At 62.2% G+C, this 18141-nt stretch carries 19 protein-coding genes; 5 read left to right on the top strand and 14 right to left on the bottom strand.

All coding sequences use genetic code 11. The annotated features are described in order from the left end of the window. The first annotated feature begins 287 nt into the window (after positions 1–287). The 3 genes from QCL51_RS18915 (at position 288) to QCL51_RS18905 (ending at position 1543) form a co-directional block, all read left to right on the top strand. Positions 288–725 (top strand): DUF1232 domain-containing protein, encoded by a 438-nt coding sequence (locus QCL51_RS18915; RefSeq protein WP_021782488.1) that lies wholly within the window; start codon positions 288–290, stop codon positions 723–725. A 114-nt stretch (positions 726–839) separates the two neighbouring features. Next, a complete protein-coding gene (locus QCL51_RS18910) occupies positions 840–1178 on the top strand; it encodes a helix-turn-helix domain-containing protein (RefSeq protein ID WP_021782487.1) in 339 nt (112 codons plus the stop codon). Next, a complete protein-coding gene (locus tag QCL51_RS18905; protein ID WP_028698000.1) occupies positions 1175–1543 on the top strand; it encodes a hypothetical protein in 369 nt (122 codons plus the stop codon). The genes QCL51_RS18910 and QCL51_RS18905 overlap by 4 nt, the downstream gene beginning before the upstream one ends. Positions 1544–1567: 24 nt before the next feature. Here QCL51_RS18905 and QCL51_RS18900 read toward each other — a convergent pair whose 3' ends face one another. Both QCL51_RS18900 and QCL51_RS18895 read right to left on the bottom strand, forming a co-directional pair. Continuing rightward, positions 1568–2533 carry an EAL domain-containing protein gene (locus QCL51_RS18900; RefSeq protein ID WP_021782485.1) on the bottom strand — a complete coding sequence of 322 codons (966 nt, stop codon included), beginning with the start codon at positions 2531–2533 and terminating at the stop codon, positions 1568–1570. Between the two features lie 118 nt (positions 2534–2651). Further along, on the bottom strand, positions 2652–4733 hold the full coding sequence (locus tag QCL51_RS18895; RefSeq protein WP_172402795.1) for a carboxy terminal-processing peptidase: 2082 nt from the start codon (positions 4731–4733) through the stop codon (positions 2652–2654). 139 nt (positions 4734–4872) lie between these two features. Between QCL51_RS18895 and QCL51_RS18890 the strand changes: the two genes are divergently transcribed. After that, entirely contained in the window at positions 4873–5835 is a 963-nt protein-coding gene (locus QCL51_RS18890) for an NAD(P)H-quinone oxidoreductase (RefSeq protein ID WP_021782483.1), read from the top strand. Between the two features lie 60 nt (positions 5836–5895). Here the strand turns inward: QCL51_RS18890 and QCL51_RS18885 are convergent, their stop codons facing one another. The 6 genes from QCL51_RS18885 to QCL51_RS18860 all read right to left on the bottom strand — a co-directional run bounded on the left by QCL51_RS18885 (position 5896) and on the right by QCL51_RS18860 (position 11175). Then, on the bottom strand, positions 5896–6549 hold the full coding sequence (locus tag QCL51_RS18885; RefSeq protein WP_019436775.1) for an HAD family hydrolase: 654 nt from the start codon (positions 6547–6549) through the stop codon (positions 5896–5898). 14 nt (positions 6550–6563) lie between these two features. After that, entirely contained in the window at positions 6564–7553 is a 990-nt protein-coding gene (locus tag QCL51_RS18880; RefSeq protein ID WP_021782482.1) for an ABC transporter ATP-binding protein, read from the bottom strand. A gap of 1 nt (position 7554) precedes the next feature. Further along, on the bottom strand, positions 7555–8349 hold the full coding sequence (locus QCL51_RS18875; protein WP_021782481.1) for an ABC transporter permease: 795 nt from the start codon (positions 8347–8349) through the stop codon (positions 7555–7557). Beyond that, positions 8339–9178 carry an ABC transporter permease subunit gene (locus QCL51_RS18870; RefSeq protein ID WP_021782480.1) on the bottom strand — a complete coding sequence of 280 codons (840 nt, stop codon included), beginning with the start codon at positions 9176–9178 and terminating at the stop codon, positions 8339–8341. Before QCL51_RS18870 ends, QCL51_RS18875 begins: the two co-directional genes overlap by 11 nt. Next, positions 9175–9981: an alkaline phosphatase family protein gene (locus QCL51_RS18865; RefSeq protein ID WP_003252558.1), complete on the bottom strand. Its 807-nt coding sequence runs from the start codon at positions 9979–9981 to the stop codon at positions 9175–9177. Before QCL51_RS18865 ends, QCL51_RS18870 begins: the two co-directional genes overlap by 4 nt. A gap of 129 nt (positions 9982–10110) precedes the next feature. Continuing rightward, complete coding sequence (locus QCL51_RS18860) at positions 10111–11175, bottom strand: extracellular solute-binding protein (RefSeq protein ID WP_021782479.1); 1065 nt, start codon at positions 11173–11175, stop codon at positions 10111–10113. Between the two features lie 326 nt (positions 11176–11501). On the opposite strand from QCL51_RS18860, the gene QCL51_RS18855 reads away from it, so the two are divergent. After that, positions 11502–12215 (top strand): UTRA domain-containing protein, encoded by a 714-nt coding sequence (locus QCL51_RS18855; protein WP_003252562.1) that lies wholly within the window; start codon positions 11502–11504, stop codon positions 12213–12215. Here the strand turns inward: QCL51_RS18855 and QCL51_RS18850 are convergent. From QCL51_RS18850 to minD, 6 genes are all read right to left on the bottom strand, one after another. Then, on the bottom strand, positions 12212–14377 hold the full coding sequence (locus QCL51_RS18850; RefSeq protein WP_021782478.1) for a mechanosensitive ion channel domain-containing protein: 2166 nt from the start codon (positions 14375–14377) through the stop codon (positions 12212–12214). The genes QCL51_RS18855 and QCL51_RS18850 overlap by 4 nt on opposite strands. Before the next feature lie 44 nt (positions 14378–14421). Next, positions 14422–14589 carry a hypothetical protein gene (locus QCL51_RS18845; RefSeq protein WP_016501052.1) on the bottom strand — a complete coding sequence of 56 codons (168 nt, stop codon included), beginning with the start codon at positions 14587–14589 and terminating at the stop codon, positions 14422–14424. Positions 14590–14725: 136 nt separating this feature from the next. Then, positions 14726–16015 (bottom strand): M18 family aminopeptidase, encoded by a 1290-nt coding sequence (locus QCL51_RS18840; RefSeq protein ID WP_021782477.1) that lies wholly within the window; start codon positions 16013–16015, stop codon positions 14726–14728. A 169-nt stretch (positions 16016–16184) separates the two neighbouring features. Further along, positions 16185–16820: an RluA family pseudouridine synthase gene (locus QCL51_RS18835; protein ID WP_019436776.1), complete on the bottom strand. Its 636-nt coding sequence runs from the start codon at positions 16818–16820 to the stop codon at positions 16185–16187. 151 nt (positions 16821–16971) lie between these two features. Then, positions 16972–17226 (bottom strand): cell division topological specificity factor MinE, encoded by a 255-nt coding sequence (gene minE / locus QCL51_RS18830; protein WP_021782476.1) that lies wholly within the window; start codon positions 17224–17226, stop codon positions 16972–16974. A gap of 3 nt (positions 17227–17229) precedes the next feature. After that, positions 17230–18042, bottom strand: coding sequence for a septum site-determining protein MinD (gene minD, locus QCL51_RS18825; protein WP_003252574.1), 813 nt, complete (start codon positions 18040–18042; stop codon positions 17230–17232). Between the last annotated feature and the right edge of the window lie 99 nt (positions 18043–18141).

The following is an 18141-nucleotide window of genomic DNA, read 5'->3' as shown; positions in this document are numbered from 1 at the left end:
ATTGGCTGGTTGTCGAAAACGCCCCACATTGATGGGGCGTTTTCGTTTGTGCCGATTGGACGAACCAGCAACAGCTGATACTGTCCGAAGAAATGCAGCGTGAAGAAGTAGGATGTTTCTGACGCAAATCGTTTGCGGCGCAGGTAGCCATGGCGTGAAACGACTGTGTAAAAAACGCCCGATCTGACTGGGCCCCTTGCCTGGCAGGCACCTGGGGTCGGAAACCTCGCCCTGTTCACAAGGTTATCCACAATAAATGTGGATAACCTTTTCCTCTTGGAGGCTCCATGAGCGCACCCTGGAATTTTGCCCGTTTCCTGCCATTGGCCGAGCGCCTGCTCAGCCGCGGTCGGTTGCCGGCCTTGCTGTTCGCGGTAGCGCGCAAAGGCCCGCGCCTCGGCCAACTGCGCGAAGACGTGAAGCTGCTGCAGTCGCTATGCCTGGCCTGGTGGAGGGGGGAGTACCGCGCCATCAGCCCCAAGGCACTGGTCACTGTCGTGGCTGGCCTGCTGTATTTCGTCAGCCCTATCGATGCCATCCCGGACTGGTTGCTGGGGGTAGGTTTCCTTGATGACATCGCGGTGCTGGGCTGGGTGCTGAAAACCGTGGCCGACGAATTGGCGCGCTTCAAGGCCTGGCGCGATAGCCAGGCACCCGAGCGGCTACGCGTGGTCGAGCGCCTGCCGGCTACCCCGGAAGCGCTGCGGCTGGAGCGCAACAGCTGATGAAACTGGCCTGAATCTCACCTCAACTGCACAGACCTCAGAGTTGGTAATATAATTGGCATAAGGGTTATGCCTACGGATTACATGCTGTAATCCTTTTTAAAGGGGTTTGTAATGGGTATTCAGGTCATCAGCCGGGACGGTCAACCCGAGTACGCCGTCGTTCCCTGGGAGCAATATCAGGCGTTGCTCAGGGCTGCAGGGCAGGCACCTGCCGACGCAGTTTCCAGTGAGGCGCAGGGCGTTGTTGCCAGTGCACCTCTGCCAGCCTTCAGCGAAGTCGCCCATATTCGCCAGGCCAAGGGCATTGCCCCTGAGCAACTGGCGCGCAACGTCGGGGTGAGCCCGGCGTATCTGGCCATGATCGAATCGGGTGAGCGCCAGCCAGATGCTGCCATCCGCCGCGCCTTGGCCTGGCATCTGGGGGTGGCTGGCTGGAGCGAGCCATCATGAGCCAGGTCAGGATCAGCCGTCAGCACTGGGATAACCTGCTGGGTGAGCTTGACCTGGCCCGTCGTCAACGTCACTTGCTGACCTACCGAGCACTGATCGAGCGCTTGCAGTTGCCCAGCCCGGCCATGCAAACGCTGACTGCCGCGCTGGAATACCTGGCGGTGCTGGATGCCCGTGCCGAGCAGCCATTGCGCAGTTCGCTGGTGATCAGCCAAGGCGCCAGCCGTTTGCCGCGTACTGGGTTCTTTGAGTGTGTCGAGCGCCTGGGGCGGTTTACCGGGCCGGTCGATGGCCTGGAGGCCGCCTCGTGGCATGCCTCTGAGGTGGTTCGGGTGTTCGAGTACAGCTATCCCGAAACAGCCTGAGTCGCTCCCGTTCCAGTCTATTCGCTACAGGTGGTGACCCTGCAGGAGCGGGTTGGCCCGCGGATAGGCCGGCACAGGCAGCGCATCTCTGTGAATCAACCCGCACACTCTGCCATCGGCATCCACCACTTCCAATGCCTCCAGGTGCTGGTGCCGGCCAAACAGCTCCAGCAGCTGCCCGATCGTGGCATTCAAGCGCACTGTCGGTTGTTCGGCCAGTGGCACCTGCGTCAGTGCTGGTAAAAGCCCGTTGTCGCGTACCCCCAGCTCCTGTGGCCGCCCTAGCAAGTAGCCCTGCACCAGGTCCACGCCCATCTCCACCAGCACTGCCAGCTCTTCCGCCAGCTCGATGCCCTCGGCAATCACTTGTGCCTTCGACGCCCGGGCGATCTGCAGAATGGAGCCAACAAACTCGCGCTTGAGCGGGTCACGGTGGATGCCGTCAATGAAGTGCCGGTCGATCTTCACGTATTCGGGGCGCAGCTCCGACCACAGGCGCAGGCTGGAATATCCCGCGCCCAAGTCGTCGATGGCAATCGAGAAGCCCATGTCGCGATAGTGGTGCAGGGCATTGGACAGCAGCTGGAAGTCGTCGGTGGGTGTGTGCTCGGTCAACTCGATCACCACCCGGCTTGGCGGCAGGCCAACCTGTTCGAGCAGTTTCAGGGTCAGGCCGGAGGGGTAGTGCGGCTCCAGCAGCGACTCGGGCGAAATGTTGAGAAACAGTTTGCCCTGCAGTTGCTGCTCACTGAAGCGTCGGCAGGCGCTTTCTCGGCAAGCGGCTTCCAGCTCGGTCAGGCGGCCGGCCTGGCGGGCGATGGTAAACAGGTTGAGCGGCGCATGCAGTGGGCTGTTGGACGGGCCACGGCTCAGCGCCTCATGGCCGAACACCCTATGTTCACTCAGGCACACGATTGGCTGGAACAGACTGTGAATACTGCGTTGAGCCAGGATGGCACTCAAGGCACTGAGCTGTTCGGCAACGGTCATGACGTATTCCTGAAAATGAAAGGGCCGGGCATCTGCATGCCCGGCCCCCATATTTCACGACAGCACGATGACTGTTTGATGACAGGTCGCATTATTCTGCCATCATTGCTGACGTGCCTTACTTCTTGGCCACCTTGGTGCTGGCACTGAGGTAGTCGATCAGGATGCGACCGGTCTCGGCGAGGTAAGCGTCGTCTTCCGGTTTGGTGTTTTCATCCTCGACCGGCAGAGCGTCTTCGTCCTCTTTCTTCAGCTCTTTCAGCGGTTCTTCACCCTTGGCCTTGCGGCGGATGTTTTCCAGCGCCAGTTGCTTGGTCTCGATGCTGTCGTGGCGTGCACGGCGTTCCTGCTCGTTGAGGCTGACGGTTTTCTCGTTCATCAGCTTCTGGGTCAGGGCCAGGCGGTCGCGTATGTAGGTGAACTCGGCATCCTTGACGCTACGTGCCTCATGCTGCGCTTTGAGCTGGGCCAGGAACGGCCTGAACGGATCGGCGGCAGGCTTGACCACCGGGCGGATGGTGTCCCACGGCATGGCCTCTGGCAGGGCGCTCTCGCCGATTTCCTTGGTGTCGATGATCGATGGGTAGTCGATGTCCGGCAGTACCCCCTGATGCTGGGTGCTCTGCCCGGAAACCCGGTAAAACTTGGCCAGGGTCAGCTTCAGCTCGCCATGGTTGAGCGGCTGGATGGTCTGCACGGTGCCTTTGCCGAAGGTCTGGCCACCGATGATCAGCGCGCGGTGGTAGTCCTGCATGGCACCGGCGAAGATCTCCGATGCCGAGGCCGACAGGCGGTTGACCAGCAGTGCCAGCGGGCCCTTGTAGAAGGCCCCCGGGTTTTCGTCTTCCAGCACGTCGACGCGGCCGTCGCTGTTGCGCACCAGCACGGTCGGGCCTTTTTCGATGAACAGGCTGGTCAGCTCGGTGGCTTCCTGCAGCGAGCCACCGCCGTTGTTGCGCAGGTCGATGACCACGCCGTCGACTTTTTCTTTTTGCAGTTCGGTGAGCAGCTTCTTCACGTCACGCGTGGTGCTCTTGTACTCCGGGTCGCCAGCGCGGTAGGCCTTGAAGTCCAGGTAGAAGGCCGGGATCTCGATGATGCCCAGCTTGTAGTCACGCCCGTCCTGCTTGAGCTTGAGCACCGACTTCTTCGCCGCCTGCTCTTCAAGCTTTACCGCTTCACGGGTGATCGACACAATCTTGCTGGTCTGGTCGCTAGGCGCATTGCTGGCCGGGATGATTTCCAGGCGCACCACCGAGCCTTTCGGGCCGCGGATCAGCTTGACCACTTCGTCCAGGCGCCAGCCCACCACGTCGACCATTTCCTTGTTGCCCTGGGCCACGCCGATGATCTTGTCGGCCGGGGCCACCTGCTTGGTCTTGGCTGCCGGGCCGGCCGGCACCAGGCGCACGATCTTGACCTGGTCGTTGTCGCTTTGCAGCACCGCACCGATGCCTTCGAGCGACAGGCTCATGTTGATGTCGAAGTTCTCGGCGTTGTCCGGCGACAGGTAATTGGTGTGTGGGTCGTAGGACTGGGCGAAGGTGTTGATGTAGGCCTGGAAGATGTCCTCGGCACGAGTCTGGTCCAGACGCGCGAGCTGGTTCTTGTAGCGCTTGATCAGGGTTTCCTGGATCTGCTTGGGTTCCTTGCCGGCGATCTTCTGGCGCAGCACTTCGTCTTTAACGCGTTTGCGCCACAAGTCGTCGAGCTCGGCCTGGTTCTTCATCCACGGTGCGTCCTTGCGGTCGATCAGCAAGGTTTCCTTGGTGGTGAAGTCCATCTTGTCCACGCCCTTGTTCAGCTCGGCCAGGGCGAAGTCCAGGCGTTGCTTGACGCGGTCGAGGTAGCGTTTGTAGATGGTGAAGCCCGGGTCCAGGTTGCCGCTCTTGAGAAAATCGTCGAATTGCGTTTTCCATTTATCGAATTCGGCAATGTCGGCAGCGGTGAAGTAGCTGCGCGCCGGGTCCAGCAGCTTGATGTAGCTGTCGTAGATAATGACCGAACGGGCATCGTCCAGGGGGGGCTTGCTGTAGTGGTGGCGCTTGAGCAGCTCCACCACATTGAGGCTGGCGACGATCTCGTCGCGGTCCGGCTGCAGGCTGTCCCACTTGTTGGCGGCCACTGCATTGCCGCCGAGCGTGAGGCTGCCCAGGCCGATCATCACAGCCAGTGCGGTGCTTGGAAGGAAATGCTTCATGCTGATTCGACGTGGAGGCAATTGATCACGCATAGTAGGCCGTCTTTTCCGTTGCCGGTTCCATGGAGCCGGGCAAATACTGCAAAAGGCCTGAGGTAAGCGACCTCAGGCCCAGTCATGATTCAACTATGGAGGCACTGTGAAGGCATTGCAAGGCGTTGACGGACATGTGGAGTGGGTCGAGGCCGAACGCCCGACCTGTGACGCGGGCCAAGTGCGCATTCGCGTGGCCGCTGCGGGGCTGAACCGCGCCGACCTGCTGCAGATGAAAGGTTTGTACCCGCCACCGCCAGGTGCCAGCCCGTACATGGGGCTGGAGTGTGCCGGGGTGGTTGAAGAGGTGGGGGCTGGTGCCGATTGGCGCGTGGGTGATCGCGTTTGCGCCCTGCTGGCCAGCGGCGCCATGGCCGAGGAAGTGGTGGTGGATGCCCGTCATGTGCTGCCGGTGCCCGAGGGCCTTGGCCTGCATGAAGCGGCAGCGTTGCCGGAGGTGTATGCCACCGCCTGGCTGAACATCTTCCAGCTCGGTGCAGTGAAGGCTGGCGAGAAGGTGCTGGTGCACGCCGGCGCCAGTGGCGTTGGCTCGGCCGCTATCCAGCTATGCAAGGCGTTCGGCAGCCCGGTATGGGTCAGCGTCGGTTCGCAGGATCGTCTTGCCTACTGCCAGGCGCTGGGCGCTGCGGGTGGTGTGGTACGTAACGAGAACCTGGAAGCGCTGGAAGGTTTTGGCCCGTTCGATGTGATTCTCGACCCGGTGGGCGCCAGCTACGGTGAGCTGAACCTCAAACTGTTGGCCCGCGACGGTCGCTGGGTGATCATCGGCCTGATGGGAGGACGCAAGTTTGAGCTGGACCTGGCCCAAGTGCTGGGCAAGCGTCTGGAAATTACCGGTTCCACCCTGCGCAACCGTGACGACGGCTTCAAGGCCGAGCTGCTGAGCGAACTGCAGCAGCACGTATGGCCGCTGTTTGCCGAGGGGCGGTTGTCGCCGCAGCTGGTCGATACCTATCCGGTGGAGTTTGCCCAGGCGGCGTATGCCGAGCTGGAGACCAACCAGGTGTCGGGCAAGCTGGTGATGGTGATCGACCCTAGCCTGGTGTAAGCAGGCCCGGCCTCTTCGCGGGGTCACTCGCGAAGAGGCCGGCGCAGGCCATGAAGACCTTCAGCTCCAGCTCAGAATCGGCCACCCGTTGATCTCGGCATGCTCGCGCAACACCGCATCCGGGTTTACCACATGTGGGTGATCCACCTTCAACAGCAACGGCAAGTCATTCCTCGAATCGGAATAGAAACTCGCGCCCTCCAGGTTTTCCTGCTCCTGATCCAGCCACTCCAGCAATCGGGTGATCTTGCCCTCACGATAGGTCAGCACCCCGTGGGTCTTGCCAGTGTACACCCCGTTCACTGCCTCCAGCTCGATTGCCAGGTATTCATCCACGCCCAGTCTCGCGGCAATCGGCCCGACCAGGTGCGTACCCGAAGCGGAAATGATCAGGATGCGATCCCCACGCTTGCGGTGCTCGGCAATGCAGCGGCAGGCGTCACCGTAGATGATGGGTTCGATCACTTCTTCGACCCAGGGTGCCACCAGGTGCTCGACTTCTTCCAGGGTGCGCCCGGCAATCGGCTCCAGGCTGAAAGCCATGTAGTCCTCCATCTGCAGGTGGCCCCTGCCATAGGCTTCCATCAGTTCATGGTCGCGGCGCAGGAAGTCCTTGCCGTCGACCCAGCCCAACCGGGCCATCTGCTCGCTCCACAGTGATGCGCAGTCGCCGTGGATCAGGGTTTCATCCAGATCGAAAATTGCCAGTGCCATTGTGGTGAGTCTCCTTAAGCCACTTCCCGCAGCGCAGTGGGGTCGATCGACACGCTTACCCGTTTCCCGTCCGCGTGCAAGTCGGCCGGCGAGCGGTTGAGCACATCGACCACCAGCTCCACTTCACGCACCCGCACCCGGTAGCGGATCACGTTGCCCAGCAGGCTGTGGCTGCGTACCTCGGCGTCAAGCTCGCCGTGCTCGCCAAGGGTGATCGACTCTGGGCGGATCGCCAGGCGGCTGGCCACCGGGCGCTGTAGCAGGCGGCTGGCGCTGTCGGCGTCGAGCAGGTTGTAGTTGCCGATAAAGCCGGCGGCAAACAGGTCCACGGGTGCGGTGTAGAGGGTTTCGGCATCGCCGCTTTGGACGATGCGCCCCTGGTTCATCAGGAAGATGCGGTCGGACATGGTCAGCGCTTCCTCCTGATCGTGAGTGACGAATATGGTGGTCAGCCCCAGTTCGCGCTGGATGGCGCGAATCTGCTCGCGCAGGTGCTTGCGGATACGCGCATCCAGCGCCGACAACGGTTCGTCGAGCAGCAGCAGGCGCGGGCGGGTGACCAGTGAGCGTGCCAGGGCCACGCGCTGGCACTGGCCGCCGGAAAGCTGGTGTGGGTAGCGCCCGGCGAACTTGCCCAGCTCCACCAGCTCAAGCGCCTCGTGTACCCGCAGTTGGCTTTCATCGGCCTTGACCTTCTGCATGCGCAGGCCAAAGGCGACATTCTGCTCCACGGTCATGTTGGGGAACAGCGCGTAGCTCTGGAACACCATGCCGATGCCACGCTTTTGCGGGCTTAACGGCACGATGTCGTGGCCGTCGAGCAGTATCTGCCCGCTATCCACCGAGGTCAGCCCGGCAATGCAACGCAGCAGGGTGGACTTGCCGCAGCCGGACGGGCCGAGCAGGGTGACGAATTCGCCGCGTTCGATGTGGCAGTCGATACTCTCGAACACCGGGCTACCGGCGTAGCTTTTCTGCAGTTTCTGTACGCTGACGAAGCTCATGTCAGGTCTTGTCCTTGTTCAGGCGGTTGGCGACCCAGGTCAGTACCAGCACGAAGGCGAAGTAGGAGATCACCAGTGCGCTGTTGAAGTGGCCGCTGCTGTTGCGCATGTTGTTCAGGTACACCTGCAGGGTCTCGTAGCGGGTGCCGACCAGCAGGTTGGCAAACACGAATTCGCCGAACAGGAACGAGAACGACAGCAGCAATGCCACCATCAGGCCCTGGCGCAGGTTCGGCAGCACCACCAGCAGTGCGGCCTGCCAGGTGCTGGCGCCGAGCAGTTGCGCGGCGTCCATCAGGTCGCGCAGGTTGATGGCCTGAAGGTTGTTGGTGATGGCCCGGTACATGAACGGCAGGGCGATGGTGAAGTAGCAGCCGATCAGGATCCACGGTGTGCCGACCATGGCCATCGGCCCGCTGCCATACAGTTGCAGCAGCCCCACCGACGACACCACCGGCGGCACCGCAAAAGGCAGCAGGATGAGGATGTTCATCAGCGCGTCGAGCCGCGGGAAGTGGTAATGCACCACGAACAGCAGTGGCAAGATCAGCACCACCGACAGCAGCAGTGCGCCGACGCACACCAGCAGCGACTGGCCGAAGGCCGCAAGGAAGCGCGGCTCGCTCCACAGCGCCGCATACCACTTGAGGGTCAGGCCACTGGGCAGCAGGCTCGCCGACCAGCTGGTGGCCAGCGAGTAGAGGAGGGTGCCGGCCAGGGGCAGCAGCAGGATCAGGAACAGCAGGTAGACCACGAGGCGGTGGTACCAGCCGCCGGAGCGGATGTCAGCGCGCATGGTAGCTCCTTTTCAGCAGCCATTGATGCACCACCGTGACCAGCGTCATCAGCCCCACCAGCACCATCGCCAGGGCGCTGGCCAGGTTCGGATCGAGGCTGATGTCGCCCGCCACCAGGCCGGCGATGCGGATTGGCAGTACGTTGAAGTTGCCGGTGGTCAGTGCGTACACGGTGGCGTAGGCGCCGAGGGCGTTGGCCAGCAGGATGACGAAGGTGCCCAGCAGTGCCGGGGCCAGTACCGGCAGGCCGATGTGTCGCCAGTACTGCCAGTGGTTGGCGCCCAGCAGCGCGGCTGACTCGCGCCAGTCTTCGCGCAGGGCATCGAAGGCGGGGTACAGCAGCAATACGCCCAGCGGGATCTGGAAGTAGGTGTACACCAGGATCAGCCCGCTTTTGGAATAGATACTGAAGTCTTCCAGCAGGCCGATCTGTTTCAGCAGCAGGGTCAGCGCGCCGTTGAAACCGAGCAGGATGATGAAGGCAAAGGCCAGTGGTACGCCGGCAAAGTTGCTGGTCATGTTGGCGAAGGCGCTGACGAAGTCGCGCAGCTTCGAGTCCACCTGGCGCAGCGAGTAGGCGCCGAGGGTAGCAATGACGATGCCGAACACGCTCGACCAGAAGCTGATTTCCAGGCTGCGTTGCAACGCCTGCAGGTAGAACTTGGACGCGAACACCTTGCTGAAGTTGTCGATGCCCCAGCCGGCTTCCGATTGCAGGCTGTTGATCGCCACCCAGGCCAGCGGGGCGACCTGGAAGATGACGAAGAACACGGCGAACGGCAGCAGGCAGAGCAGGGCCAGGTAGCGGCCACGTATGCCGCCACTCACTTCAGCAGCTCCCGGCAAACCGTCTTGTCATGCGCGGCGCCCAGCAGTTCACAGATGGTGCCGCACAGTTCGGTCTGCAGCGGCTTGGCGGCCGGGTCCAGGCTGAAGGCGTCGCCGAAGACGAACAGCGGCACCTCACGTTCTTCAGCCAGCAGGCCGTTGTGCGAGCGGTCGTTGTTCATGCCGTGGTCGGCGGTGACCAATACCTGATAGCCCTCCTCGAGCCAGCCGGGCAGGTAGTCGGCCAGCAGGATGTCGACGCTGCGCGCAGCGTTGCGATACTGGCTGCTGTCCAGGCCGTGGCGGTGACCCACGTCGTCAACGCTCATCGGATGCACCAGCAGGAAGTTGGGGGCGTGGCGGCGGCGCAGGTACTCGCCATCGGCCAGAAGGTGCGAGTCGGGGTAACGGTCGTCCCAGTAGAACAGCCCGTGCTGGATCGGCAGCTTTGGCGCGTGGGTGTGGCGGTCACGCTGCGGGTCGAAGGGCGAGCGGTTGTACAGCTCGCTCATCCAGTGGTACGCGGCTGCTGCAGTGCCCAGATTGGCCTCGCGTGCGTAGTGAAACACGCTGCGCTGGTTGGACAGGCGGTTGATGTTGTTGTGCACGATGCCGCTGTCGATTGGCGGCACGCCGGTAAGAATGCATTCGTACAGCGGCCGCGACAGCGATGGCAGCTCGCATTCCACGCGGTACAGCGCGGCACGGTCGGCCTCGACGTAGGCGTGCAGGTGGCCCATCGCGTGGTGGGCGACCTGGTAGTTGAGGCCGTCGAGCAGGACCAGGATGACGTTGTGTTGCATGTTTTCTCCAGTCATGAACCGCGTTGGCACCTTCGCGGGTAAACCCGCTCCTACATGTATCGCGTATCCCTGTGTAGGAGCGGGTTTACCCGCGAAAGGGCCGGATCAGGCGCTACAAAGCCCGGCCCCTTACTCCATCTCGATGATCACCTGCTCCTGCCACATCTGCGGCAGTTTCTTCGAGGTGGCTTCCCAGGCCTCGGCATTCTTGATCGGCTGGGCGGCACCGTACTGGTCGTTGGGCAGCAGCTTGGCCTGCACATCCGCCGGCAGTTTCAGGTGCTCGGCCCGGATCGGCCGCGCGTGCCCCTTGGCCAGGTTGATCTGCCCGGCATCGCTGAAGATGTATTCACGGGTCAGTTTGGCCGCGTTGGGGTGCTTGGCGTACTTGTTGATGACCGTGGTATAGCCGGAAATCACCGAGCCGTCCGAGGGAATCAGCACTTCAAAACGCTTGGGATCGATCTGTTCACGGTAGCTCAGGCCGTTGAAGTCCCACACCACGCCAACTTCCACTTCGCCCTTTTCCAGGGTCTGGATGGTCGGGTTGGCCAGCGACAGGCGCTTCTGCTGCGCCAGTTTGGTGAACAACTGCAGGCCCGGCTGGATGTTCTGCTCGTCACCTTTGTAGGCGATGGCCGCAGCCAGCACACCGTTGGCGGCCTGGGCGGCGGTGCCGACGTCGCCAATGGCAACCTTGTACTTGCCTTTTTCCAGGTCATGCCAGGTTTTCGGCCGTTCTTCTTCCTTGACCAGGTCCTTGTTGATGATGAAGGCGATGGTGCCGGTATAGGCCAGCGCCCAGTGGCCGTCCTTGTCCTTGGCCCATTCCGGCACCTGGTCCCAGGTGCTTGGCTTGTAAGGCTGGCTGACGCCCTTGGTCACCGCGATCGGGCCGAAAGCGGCACCCACGTCACCGATGTCGGCGCTGGCGTTATCTTTCTCGGCTTCGAACTTGGCCAGTTCCTGCGCCGAGCTCATGTCGGTGTCGCTGTGCTTGAGGCCGTACTTGCTGGCCAGGTCTTCCCAGGTGCCTTTCCAGTTGGCCCAGGCGTCGGGCATGCCCACGCTGTTGACAGTGCCTTCCTTGCGGGCGGCGTCTTCCAGGGCCTTGAGGTCAGTGCCGGCGGCCATGGCCGTGGTGCACAACGCGATGGCCGAACCGAGCAGTGACGCCATGAAGAACTTTTTCATCCGAAGCTCCTTTGGGTGGGTGCCTTGCGATCATTATTCTGGGTAAAGCCGTTGCAAGCCTTTGACTGGCACCTTTGGTCTAGGTCAGCAAACCTTGAGCCAAGGTAGGCCGCTTGCGTGACAGTTTGATGTAGGCAGGGGGCCGGCAAGGGCCCTGAAGCTACAGCGTAGACCAGGTAATCGCCCCGGTTCTGCTGGCTTGGCGCGTTTCTGGCAATGGCTGGCCTAAGCTTTGTCACAGGATGTTCATCAGCCCTGCATAGGCTTGCACTGTTCTCCAAATGCCCTGTGATGGGGCTGGACTAGTCCAGATAGGTAACCTTTTGATGCAGTCGACGCCCCCGCGTGCGGTAACAGCCATCTGTCATGCCCTGCAGGAGCAGATCGAGCATGGTCTGCTGGCGCCGGGCGGCAAGCTGCCGGCCGAGCGGCGGCTCAGCGAGGTGTTCGACACCACGCGCATTACCCTGCGTGAGGCGTTGGTGCAGCTGGAGGCCCAAGGCCTGATCTACCGCGAAGAGCGCCGAGGCTGGTTCGTTGCGCCGCAGCGCTTGACCTACGACCTGATCGAGCGCAGCCACTTCCATGCCATGGTGCGCGATCAGGGGCGGGTGGCCAGTACCGAACTGCTGTCGGCGAGGCTGCAGCCGGCTTCGGCGGCCATTTGTGCACGCTTGCAGCTGCCGGCGTTGTCCAGCGTGGTGCGCGTCTGTCGGTTACGGCGGATTGACGGGCGGGCGGTGCTGTATGCCGAGCACTACCTCAACCCCCGGTACTTTCCCGGCATTCTTGAACACGACCTGGCGCAGTCACTGACCGAGATTTATGGGCGGGTGTATGGCATCGAATACGGGCAGGTGTGCTTCGAGATCCTGCCGACAGCGTTGCCGGTGGAGGCGGCCAGTGCCTTGAAAGTGTCGGCGGGCAGCCCGGGGTTGCACATTACCCGGGTCAACAGTGACCAGCATGGGCACCTGATCGACTGCGACCTCGAGTATTGGCGGCATGATGCCATTCGCATCAGGGCGCAGGCAGGCTAGCGTGCTGGCTGCTCCTGCGAACCGGCCTCTGTCATTCCACCCCCACCGGCTGTCACCACCTGCACCGACAACCGCGGCGTTGCCAGGTCAAGCCCGGCCTCGTCCAGTTGCCGCTTCAAGGCCAGGTTGAATGCCCGCGACACCTCCCACTGCTTGATCGGCGCGGTCTTGAACCGCGCCCGCAAGATCGCCGAGCCTGACTCGAAGCTCTCCACCCCCTGCAGCTCCAACGGTGACCAGATGTTGCGGCGCATCAGCGGGTCATTGCGCAGCTTCTGCCCCACTTCGCGAATCAGCGTGATCGCCTGGTCGATGTTCATGCTGTGCGGGATTGCCACGCGGAAGATTGCGTAGCCGAACTCTCGCGAGTAGTTCTTGATGCTCTTGATCTCGCTGAACGGGATGGTATGCACAATGCCGTCGATGTCGCGCAGGCGCACGGTACGAATGGTCAGCCCTTCCACCGTGCCCAGGTGGCCGCCGACATCCACATAGTCGTCGATGGCCAGCGAATCCTCGATGATGATGAACAGGCCGGTGATCAGGTCGGCCACCAGCGACTGCGCGCCAAAACCGATGGCCAGGCCGATCACACCGGCACCGGCCAGCAGCGGGGTGACGTTCATGCCCATGTTGGCCAGTGCGACGATGACCGCGATGATGAAGATGACCACGAACATCACGTTGCGGATCAACGGCATCATGGTTTGCGCACGGGCGTTGGCCAGCCCCCGGCGCGAGCCCACCAGGGCATGGTGTACGGCGGTGTCGGCAAGGATCCATACCAGCCAGGCCACCATCAGCGTACCGGCCAGGCCCAGCAGGCGCAGGCTGACGTCATGGCCGTCGCCCTCGGCGAAGCTGATCATCGACACGCCCCACACGCGCAGGCCCAACTCGATGAACACCAGCCAGATGAACAGGTGCACCAGCAGGTAGCCGAAGTTGCGCAGGCGCTCGGTGTACACCGCCTGGCGCTTGCTGGCCCGCTTGGGGTTGGCAGTATGGCGGCGCACCAGGCCGTTGAGCACCATGCACACCACCACCAGCACCGTGCACATCAGCGACTGGCGTAGGGCGGTGCTGGTGTCGCCGGCGGAGACGAAGGTGGCGAACAGCGAAATGGCCACAAGGATCAGCGCCGGAATGAACCAGAAGCTGCCGAGGATCTCGATGGTATCGCTGAGGGTGCGTCGGGTCAGTCGCCTCGACAGTGGCTGGTTGCGGATCAGGTGGGCGATCGGGCGGCGGAAGCGCAGGATGAACAACCCGGTGCACAGCGCCGCAATCACATTGGCCAAGGTAGCCAGGGCGTGGGCCAGGTGAGTACCGAGGGCCACCAGCATGCGTGGATCGCTCATCGCCTCGCCAAACGCGGCGAAGCTGCCGATCAGCCACAACGGGCGAAACGCCTGGCGCCGCAGGATGTGCAGGGCACGGTGGCGGTGTGGGCCGTCCAGCAAGGAAAAGGCGATGACGCAAATGGCCGAGAAGCAGGTACCGACCACCAGTGCGTAGGCCAGCACCATGGCCAGGGATTTGCCCAGCGATGGCGGCAGCACGAAACTCAGGTACACCGTGAACACCAACGCGACCAACCATGGGCCGAGCTTGCGCAAGGCAAAGCGCACCAGGTCCCAGGTACGCGGGTGCTGTGGCAGTTCTTCGCTCAGGCCAAAGCGCAGGCGGACCCGATGGCCGACCCAGTTGAAGGCATAGGCCAGCACGCTCCACACGGCAATCACTGCAGCAAAACCGAACAGGATCGCCGGCCATTGGTGCACGGGCACCACCAGTTCCGCCAGTTCGGCCTGGGCCTGTTCGATTTCCGCGGCCCAGCGGTGGAATGGACTGGCATCGCCGCTGAACTGTTTTTCAAAGTCGTGCAGGGCACCGCCGATCAGGCCGAGCACACCCTGTTCAACGCTGGGTTGCGATTGCCGGGTGGCGTCGCGCAGCTTTTTCAGGTCGGCCAGCAGCTTGGCCCGTTGCTGATCGTTTTCGAGGTTCTTGATCACCTCGTCCAGCGATTTGCCCAGCGGCTCGGTGGCCTCTGGCTGCGCGGGCGCGCTGCCGCCCAGCAGGCCAGGCAGGCCCGCCGCTTGTGCCGGGGCAATGAAAAGCAATAGCAGCAGGAACAGGTAACGCAGGAGGGCAGGCACTGGAAAATCTACCTCAGGTCAAACGATTGACCGAGTGTAGAGGTTTATGTCGGCAGTTTCTCGAGGATCTTCCAGCAGGTGAGGCCGAAAATACCCAAGGTGCCGATCCACATCATCAGTACACCGATGTTGCGTTCGCGCATGCTGAAGCCGATGGTCAGCAGCATCAGGAACAGGAACACCGGCACGAACAGAGACAGGAACGGGGACATGGACAGCAATCCTTTTGCAGTGGGGCCATGTAACAAGCATAGCGCTTGGCAAACGAGGCGTGATTGACCTTGAGCACGTTCAGGCAGGCCCGGCCTCTTCGCGGTTATACCCGCGAAAAGGCCGGGCCTGCTTGCATCAAGGCAGCTCGCGGCTACGGTAGAACGCGGTCAGTACCTTCACCAGGTGCGCCAGGTCATGGCTGCCGCACAGCTCGCGAATGGAATGCATGGCAAATGTCGGCAAACCGATATCCACCGTGCGCACACCCAGGTGGCTGGCGGTGATCGGCCCGATGGTCGAGCCACAGCCCATGTCGCTGCGCACCACGAAGCTCTGCACCGGTACTTCCTCGGCCATGCACAAGTGGCGGAAGAACCCTGCAGTCTCGCTGTTGGTGGCGTAGCGCTGGTTGTTGTTCACTTTGATCACGGGCCCGGCGTTGAGCTTGGGGCCGTGGTTGCCGTCATGCTTGTCGGCGTAGTTGGGATGCACGCCGTGGGCGTTGTCGGCCGACACCATCAGCGAGCGCTGGAGGGTCCGCACATAGGTGTCGCCATCGGGCAGCAGGCGCTGCAGGGTCTGCTCCAGCATCGGGCCATCGGCACCGCAGGCCGAGCAACTGCCGACTTCTTCGTGGTCGTTGCACACCAGCACACAGGTTTCGTCGCTATCGGCGGCCAGCAGGGCCTGCAAACCGGCGTAGCACGACAGCAGGTTGTCCAGGCGGGCGCCGGCGATGAAGTCGCCATTCAGGCCGATCAGCGCGGCGTCCTGCGTGTCGTAAAAGCTCAGCTCGTAGTCCAGCACCACGTCGGCGATCAATTCATGCTCGCGGGCCAGTTGCTCGGTGAGCAGGGCGCGGAAGTCGATGCGCTCGTCACCAGCCACTTGGGCGAGGATGGGGGGCAGTTCGTTCTGCGGGTTGATCGCCCAGCCTTCGTTGGCGGTGCGGTTCAGGTGGATCGCCAGGTTGGGGATGATCGCGATTGGCAGCTTGAAGTCGATCAGCTGGCTTTCGACCTTGCCGTCACGGCGGTAGGTGACGCGGCCGGCCAGCGACAGGTCGCGGTCGAACCAGGGTGCCAGCAACGCGCCGCCATACACTTCCACGCCCAGTTGCAGGAAGCCCTGGCGCTGAAGCTCGGGCTGAGGCTTGACCCGCAAGCACGGGCTGTCAGTGTGGGCGCCGACCATGCGGATGCCACTGAGCAGCGGCGACTGCGTGCCCAGTTTGATGGCGATGATTGAAGAATCGTTGCGGGTGACGTAGTAGCGGCCGCCGCCCTCGGGGTCCCAACTGTCGCGCTCGTCCAAGCGCTTGTAGCCGGCCGCCTCAAGGCGCTGGACCAGGCTGGCGGTGGCGTGGAAGGGCGTGGGGGAGGCCTTGAGAAAGTCGATAAGGCCGGTATTCAGTGCATCGCGCATAGCTCACTCCAGACAGCAGTGGCGCGAGTTTAACGCAGAATGTCGACAATTGGTGTCTGCATCTTCGCGGCCAAAGCCGCTCCCACAGGTATTACACAGCCCCTGAGAGCAGCGCGGTACCTGTGGGCGCGGCTTTAGCCGCGAAGAGGCTGGTACAGGCCCTGAAAAATCAGAACGGCGCCGGGCACTCGAACTTCAACCGCTGCCCGGACACCGGGTGGGTAAAGCTCAGCATCGAGGCATGCAGACAAAGCCGCTCATGAGCTGCCAGGGCTTGCGGGTTGGCGTATAACCGATCACCCAGCAGCGGGTGCCCGATCGACAGCATGTGCACGCGCAGCTGGTGCGAACGCCCGGTAATCGGTGTCAGCTCCACCCGACAGTGATCGCCGCAGCGCTCGACGATACGCCAGAAGGTCAGGGCGTGCTTGCCCTGCTCGTGGTCCACCACATGCCGTGGTTTGGTCGGTGGGTCGTAACGCAGCGGCAGGTCGATGCTGCCGCTGTCGAGCGCCGGCTGGCCCCAGCACAGTGCGGTGTAGGCTTTTTCGGTTTCACGGTCGTGGAACTGGCGCGACAGCTCGCGGTGGCTGTCGGCATCGCGTGCCAGCAGGATGATGCCGGAGGTTTCCCAGTCCAGACGGTGCACGATCAGCGCATCGGGGTAGCCGTTTTCCTGCAGGCGGGTGATCAGGCAGTCCTTGTTGTCCTCGGCACGGCCAGGGACCGACAGTAGCAGGGTCGGTTTGTTGATCACCAGGATGGCGGCGTCTTCGAAGAGGATCTGGACATTCGACAGCGGCATTACAGGTCTCACGAAAATAGCAGTAAACGCTGGGGCCGCTTTGCGGCCCTTCGCGGGCAAGCCCGCTCCTACAAAGGATATGCATTCCCCTGTAGGAGCGGGCTTGCCCGCGAAGGGCTGCAAGGCAGCCCCAAATTGTCGACTACGCGGATCAGCGATCCGGCAGGGTGATGTTCAGCTCCAGAATCGAGCAGCTGCCCTGGTTTTCCAGTTCGATATGCACGTCATCGTTGCCGATGTTCACATATTTGCGGATCACTTCCAGCAGTTCTTTCTGCAGCGCGGGCAGGTAGTCCGGCTCGCTGCGTTGGCCGCGCTCGTGCGCCACGATGATCTGTAGACGCTCTTTCGCTACCGACGCGCTGGACTGTTTCTGTCTGCCACGAAAGAAGTCAAAAAGGTTCATGGTTTATTTGCTCCCGAAAATGCGCTCGAAGAATCCCTTCTTCTGTACATCGATGAAGCGCATCGGCTTCTCTTTGCCCAGCAGGCGGTCGACCGCATCACTGTAGGCCTGGCCGGCATCGCTCTGGTCATCGAGAATGACCGGGATACCTTGGTTGGACGCCTTGAGGACGGCCTGCGATTCCGGGATCACACCCTTGAGCTTGATCGACAGGATTTCTTCGACGTCGGCCACGCTCAGCATTTCACCCTTGACGACGCGCTCTGGGTGGTAGCGGGTGATCAGCAGATGCTCCTTGATCGGCTCTTCGCCGTTTTCGGAGCGGCGCGACTTGCTCGACAGAATGCCCAGCATGCGGTCGGAGTCACGTACCGAAGAAACCTCCGGGTTGGTTACCACGATAGCTTCGTCGGCGAAGTACATGGCCAGGTGGGCACCTTTTTCGATACCGGCCGGCGAGTCGCAGATGACGTACTCGAAGTCTTTCTTCAGGTCCATCAGTACCTTTTCCACGCCTTCCTGGGTCAGCGCGTCCTTGTCACGGGTCTGGCTGGCGGCCAGCACGTACAGGTTCTCGAGGCGCTTGTCCTTGATCAGGGCCTGCTGCAGGTTGGCTTCGCCGTTGACCACGTTGACGAAGTCGTACACCACGCGGCGTTCGCAGCCCATGATCAGGTCGAGGTTACGCAGGCCCACGTCGAAGTCGACAATGACGGTCTTGTGGCCGCGCAGTGCGAGGCCGGTACCAATGGCGGCGCTGGTAGTGGTCTTGCCCACACCCCCCTTGCCGGAAGTAACCACGAGAATCTTGGCCAAGGTGTTTCACCCCTAAAAATAGTCGGGACACTTGTCCCTGCAAAAAACTGAAATAGCTAAATAAAGGCAACGGTAAAAAAGTTGCTCTAAAAATGCTGG

The organism is Pseudomonas sp. LTR0 (assembly GCF_036630035.1).
GTDB lineage: Bacteria > Pseudomonadota > Gammaproteobacteria > Pseudomonadales > Pseudomonadaceae > Aquipseudomonas > Aquipseudomonas putida_Y.
Note: the sequence above shows the minus strand (reverse complement) of the source record. Positions and strands in the feature narration are given on the sequence as shown.

Coding starts and splice junctions, on each gene's coding strand:
- QCL51_RS18915 (WP_021782488.1), top strand. CDS start 288: ATGAGCGCACCCTGGAATTTTGCCCGTTTCCTGCCATTGGCCGAGCGC.
- QCL51_RS18910 (WP_021782487.1), top strand. CDS start 840: ATGGGTATTCAGGTCATCAGCCGGGACGGTCAACCCGAGTACGCCGTC.
- QCL51_RS18905 (WP_028698000.1), top strand. CDS start 1,175: ATGAGCCAGGTCAGGATCAGCCGTCAGCACTGGGATAACCTGCTGGGT.
- QCL51_RS18900 (WP_021782485.1), bottom strand. CDS start 2,533: ATGACCGTTGCCGAACAGCTCAGTGCCTTGAGTGCCATCCTGGCTCAA.
- QCL51_RS18895 (WP_172402795.1), bottom strand. CDS start 4,733: ATGAAGCATTTCCTTCCAAGCACCGCACTGGCTGTGATGATCGGCCTG.
- QCL51_RS18885 (WP_019436775.1), bottom strand. CDS start 6,549: ATGGCACTGGCAATTTTCGATCTGGATGAAACCCTGATCCACGGCGAC.
- QCL51_RS18880 (WP_021782482.1), bottom strand. CDS start 7,553: ATGAGCTTCGTCAGCGTACAGAAACTGCAGAAAAGCTACGCCGGTAGC.
- QCL51_RS18875 (WP_021782481.1), bottom strand. CDS start 8,349: ATGCGCGCTGACATCCGCTCCGGCGGCTGGTACCACCGCCTCGTGGTC.
- QCL51_RS18865 (WP_003252558.1), bottom strand. CDS start 9,981: ATGCAACACAACGTCATCCTGGTCCTGCTCGACGGCCTCAACTACCAG.
- QCL51_RS18860 (WP_021782479.1), bottom strand. CDS start 11,175: ATGAAAAAGTTCTTCATGGCGTCACTGCTCGGTTCGGCCATCGCGTTG.
- QCL51_RS18855 (WP_003252562.1), top strand. CDS start 11,502: ATGCAGTCGACGCCCCCGCGTGCGGTAACAGCCATCTGTCATGCCCTG.
- QCL51_RS18845 (WP_016501052.1), bottom strand. CDS start 14,589: ATGTCCCCGTTCCTGTCTCTGTTCGTGCCGGTGTTCCTGTTCCTGATG.
- QCL51_RS18840 (WP_021782477.1), bottom strand. CDS start 16,015: ATGCGCGATGCACTGAATACCGGCCTTATCGACTTTCTCAAGGCCTCC.
- QCL51_RS18835 (WP_019436776.1), bottom strand. CDS start 16,820: ATGCCGCTGTCGAATGTCCAGATCCTCTTCGAAGACGCCGCCATCCTG.
- minE (WP_021782476.1), bottom strand. CDS start 17,226: ATGAACCTTTTTGACTTCTTTCGTGGCAGACAGAAACAGTCCAGCGCG.